This is a genomic window from Nocardia amamiensis, assembly GCF_015477605.1.
Lineage (GTDB): Bacteria > Actinomycetota > Actinomycetes > Mycobacteriales > Mycobacteriaceae > Nocardia > Nocardia amamiensis_A.
The window spans coordinates 1-345 of the sequence record NZ_JADLQX010000264.1; the positions used below are offsets into that span (position 1 = coordinate 1).

The window sequence follows — 345 nt, forward strand, 5'->3', positions numbered from 1 at the left end:
CGCGGCCGCGACCGGGTCGTGAACGCCGGACGCGACAGCGAACCGTTGTCGGTGCACCTGCGCTACGGCGACGGCAGGGAAGAGCGGGTGCTGGCGCGAGCGGTGATCGACGCCTCCGGCACCTGGGACGCGCCCAACCCCCTCGGCGGCGAAGGGCTGCCCGCGCTCGGCGAAACCGCTGCCGCGGCGGTGATCGACTACCGGGGCCCGACCTCGACGACGACACCGTCCGCGCCCGCTACGCAGGCAAGCACACCGTGATCGCCGGGAGTGGGCATTCGGCGTTGACCGCGATCATCGCCTTGGCCGAGGTCGCGAGCAACGAGCCGGGCACCCGGTTGACAT

The 345-nt window shown here is 72.8% G+C and carries 1 pseudogene; it reads left to right on the top strand.

Annotated elements, in window-relative coordinates:
* Positions 1-345 (top strand): annotated as a pseudogene (locus IU459_RS37760) (flavoprotein); the annotation flags it as partial.